The sequence below is a fragment of the Mesorhizobium sp. M7A.F.Ca.CA.001.10.2.1 genome (genome assembly GCF_003998575.1).
Lineage (GTDB): Bacteria > Pseudomonadota > Alphaproteobacteria > Rhizobiales > Rhizobiaceae > Mesorhizobium.
In genome coordinates, this window is record NZ_RZQY01000651.1 from 1 (window position 1) to 3,437 (window position 3,437).

Genomic DNA, 3,437 nt, shown 5'->3' on the forward strand with positions numbered 1-3,437 from the left:
GGGTATCTCGGTGTAGAGCGTCGACCATTTGGCGCCCCATTTACAGCCCTGGAAGCAGAAGCCGGTCTGCTGGCAGGACATGCGGTCGTCGCGATCGACCGAGTTGATCGCCATGTTGCCGGTGTGGCATTCCTTGTAGCCGAGCTTGTCGGCGCCGGCCTTCAACACCTTGAAATTGTTGTTGCCCGGCAGCCGCGGCCAGTCATTGGTGCCGGTGACGCCCATCTTGGCTTCAGCCTTGGCATAGTAGGGCTCCATCTCGGCCAGCGTGATCGGCCAATCGAGCAGGTTGGCGCCTTCCAGTTTGCCGTAGGTCGACAGCCCCTTGAACTCATGCTCCTGGAAGCGCAGCGAAGCTCCGGCCCAATGCGTGGTCGAACCGCCGACCGACTTGACGATCCAGGCCGGCAGGTTGGGAAAATCCTTGGCCACACGCCAGTCGCCGGACGTGGTGCGCTTGTCGGTCCAGGCGAGCTGGCTGAACGAACCCCACTCGTCATTGATGAAGTCTTCGTATTCGTGGCGCGCGCCGGCTTCCAGGATGACGACGTCGACACCCTTCTGGGCGAGTTCGTTGCCGAGCGTGCCGCCGCCGGCGCCCGAGCCGATGATGACGACCACGCCATCGTTGTTCAGATCAAATGAAGCTGCCATGGTTTCCTCCCATGATTTCTGTTTGCGGGTTCAGGAGCGACGGGGCTCAGAGCCACTCGATGTCGTCGAAACCGCGCGCGATGTAGCCGCCCTTGGAATAGGACTCGCCCTCGTAACCGAAGATCGGCCACACCTCTTTCTGGTTGTAGAGGCTGACCACGAGGCCACCCCGAATGGCCTGGAAGAACGGCGTCGCCTCGATTTGCTTCAGCACGGCGACGCGCTGGTCCTCCCAGCCAAGGCCGCGGTAGCCGCCGTCACCGGACTTCTTGTCGAGGTCGGCGATGCCATCTTCGAGCATAGTCTTGTAGGCGGCGTCCTTGCCGGCCTGTTCGTCGTGGCCTTTCACGGCAATGGCGTAATATTTGTCCGGAACCTGATCGTGCGGATAGATGTCACGCGCCATCTGGATCAGCGTCGCCATGGTTTCGGGCTTGAGTGCCGATGTCTCCAGTCCCCAGGCATGCTCGGGGCTGATGACGGCGCTGCCTGAGATGACGAGCAGCGCGCCGATGCCGCCCCGTTTAAGAAGCTCTCGACGGGACAGCCCAGGCTTCGCGTCATAGATCGTGACCATTTTATTCCTCCCTGCTTGCTATGTGCGCTCTCTTCAGAACGCCGTTGCTGGCGCGCTGCCCCCGTCAGGGGACGGCTGCGATGTCTCCTATTGGAAGCGACCTCCGCGTTGCAGAACCTCGATCTTGTAGCCGTCGGGATCCTCGATGAAGAAAAAGCGGGCGATCAGCGATCCGTCGCGGTTGAACTCGACGATTTTCTTCGGGTTGAGCCCTAGCGCGCCGAGACGATCATGTTCGCCGTCGAGATCGACGACCGAGACCGCCAGATGGCCGTAGCCGTCGCCGAGCCCGTAAGGCTCCTGCCGATCCTTGTTCACGGTCAGTTCGAGCTCGAACCCTGCCTCGGCATTGCTGAGGTAAATGAGCGTGAATGTCTCGAAATCCAGCCTGTCGGCGACATCGAGCCCGAAGGCGTTTCTGTAGAAATCGAGCGATCGGGCTTCGTCGAGAACCCGGATCATACTGTGGATCGCCTTGGCCAAATCAGTCTCCGTTCTGGTGTGGAGGCGATTATGCGCGGCACGGACAAAAGGTGGTGGCAGCCGGTTACCACGCCCGCAGCCGCGAACGGGACGAAAGTCCGATTGCCGGACCGGCAATTTTGCCCGAGAATGCATGTGGGGACAGGTCAAGCAGTATCAAACTGCACGCCCGTCCACCCAAGACCAACAATCATGGGAGGTTTGTCGGATGTGCAGGGTGTTTGCGGGCCAGGATCCCGAAGGCTATCGCCAGATCAACCGGTCGATTCGCATCGACGGCCACTCGACCAGCATCCAGCTCGAAGCGACATTCTGGGCTTTGCTGGACGAAATCGCCGAAAACCAGGATTTGACGACGCCGAAATTCATCTCCAAGCTCTATGACGAAGCCATCGAGATCAACGGCGCCATCCCGAACTTTGCGTCGATGCTGCGCACCACCTGCGCGCTCTATCTGCGGGGCCATCGGCCGGGAATGGATGAGCAGATGGTGCCGAAGCGGGAGGCTGCTTAGCGCATTGCGCTCAGCTGAGTTCTTGCGCGAGCCCGATGAGAAGCCCTCCAGGCCCTCGAATGTAACATAGCCGATACACGTCTTTATACTGGACGACTTAGCCTTCGAGCCGCGCACCGCGATTGCGGAGCCTTTCAAGCGTCCCGTCAATGTCGTCCACGGTGAACATGACGCGGAGGTAGCCCAGGGCGTTAACCGGGGCGTTGCGGTGATCGGCGACGACAGGCGGCGTGAGGAAACGGGACAGTTCGAGCCGGCTGTGGCCGTCCGGCGTCCGCATCATGGCAATCTCGACGCGCTGATCGCCCAGTCCAGTGACACGTCCGGCCCATTCCCCTTCGATCATGGCCCGCCCTTCGAGCTCAAGGCCGAGCTCGCCAAAAAAACCAATCGTCTCTTCGAGGTCATCGACGACGATTCCTATGTTGTCCATCCGTTTGAGCGCCATGTGTTCAGTCTATAAGGCGTCGTCCAGGCCGTAAACTCCTTAGGCTGCTTGCCAGCTGAGCAAGGGCGATCAGGTCCTGATTCATGGCTGATGGCACGATGCTGTTTCTATCGGTCCAGCATCCGGGCAGGTAGGCCGGATGCTTGGCGGGATCGTGGCCCGGCAATTCTAGCGTTGCGCAGGGCAGTTCCGAAACATTGGCCCGGCTCGTCCTTGCCGGCAGTCAGGCCGTGCATACGGCTGATGCGCCGACAACGCCCGCCATGCCGTCCCTGGCCTGGCGCCTGAAGGACCAGGAGGTCGCCGACGTCCTGACCTATGTGCGCGCCAGTTGGGGCAACGCCGCCCCGGCGGTCGCCTCCGACGATGTGGCAGCCGTGCGCAAGCAATTGCTCCCGTAACTCGGCTAGCTCTCGGCTGCGACAGCGAGCGCCAGACGGCTCATGTCGGTGAAAAGCGCCTGGCGCTCGGAATAGTCGGTCTGTTCGCCGGTCTCGATGTTGTCGACCACGACACACATCGACAGCGCACGCGCTCCGAAATGCTCCGATATGCGATAGAGCGCGCTGGTTTCCATATCCACGGCCAGGGCTCCTTGCGCCCGCGCAACGGCAAAACGGGCGCGCCCCTCCGGGTGATAGAAGATGTCGCTGCACACCGTCAGGCCGGCATGATGGTCGATGCCGAATTCTACCGCCTTGGCCAGTGACGATGCGAGGAGCGCCGGGTCGGGGCCAGCGGGTCCATAAAGGCCGAAAACC

General features: G+C 61.4%; 5 protein-coding genes and 2 pseudogenes. 2 read left to right on the forward strand and 5 right to left on the reverse strand.

What is annotated here, in order from left to right:
* The 3 genes from EN964_RS29210 to EN964_RS29220 all read right to left on the reverse strand — a co-directional run.
* The coding region (locus EN964_RS29210) for a GMC family oxidoreductase N-terminal domain-containing protein (RefSeq protein WP_164776065.1) at positions 1-654 on the reverse strand (654 nt) is incomplete at its 3' end.
* A gap of 46 nt (positions 655-700) precedes the next feature.
* Entirely contained in the window at positions 701-1,231 is a 531-nt protein-coding gene (locus EN964_RS29215; RefSeq protein WP_127268967.1) for a gluconate 2-dehydrogenase subunit 3 family protein, read from the reverse strand.
* Positions 1,232-1,318: 87 nt separating this feature from the next.
* Entirely contained in the window at positions 1,319-1,714 is a 396-nt protein-coding gene (locus EN964_RS29220; RefSeq protein WP_127271303.1) for a VOC family protein, read from the reverse strand.
* A 208-nt stretch (positions 1,715-1,922) separates the two neighbouring features.
* On the opposite strand from EN964_RS29220, the gene EN964_RS29225 reads away from it, so the two are divergent.
* The gene (locus EN964_RS29225) at positions 1,923-2,228 is read left to right on the forward strand and encodes a ribbon-helix-helix domain-containing protein (RefSeq protein WP_127268969.1); all 306 of its coding nucleotides are present in this window, start codon (positions 1,923-1,925) and stop codon (positions 2,226-2,228) included.
* Positions 2,229-2,238: 10 nt separating this feature from the next.
* On the opposite strand, the pseudogene EN964_RS29230 reads toward EN964_RS29225, so the two are convergent.
* Positions 2,239-2,676: pseudogene (locus tag EN964_RS29230) on the reverse strand (VOC family protein).
* A gap of 230 nt (positions 2,677-2,906) precedes the next feature.
* On the opposite strand from EN964_RS29230, the gene EN964_RS29235 reads away from it, so the two are divergent.
* Entirely contained in the window at positions 2,907-3,077 is a 171-nt protein-coding gene (locus EN964_RS29235) for a hypothetical protein (protein ID WP_236382813.1), read from the forward strand.
* A 5-nt stretch (positions 3,078-3,082) separates the two neighbouring features.
* On the opposite strand, the pseudogene EN964_RS29240 reads toward EN964_RS29235, so the two are convergent.
* Positions 3,083-3,437 (reverse strand): annotated as a pseudogene (locus tag EN964_RS29240) (purine-nucleoside phosphorylase); the annotation flags it as partial.

Bases quoted from the DNA above. Each gene is read 5' to 3' on its own strand.
- EN964_RS29225 (WP_127268969.1), top strand. From the start codon at position 1,923: ATGTGCAGGGTGTTTGCGGGCCAGGATCCCGAAGGCTATCGCCAGATC.
- EN964_RS29215 (WP_127268967.1), bottom strand. From the start codon at position 1,231: ATGGTCACGATCTATGACGCGAAGCCTGGGCTGTCCCGTCGAGAGCTT.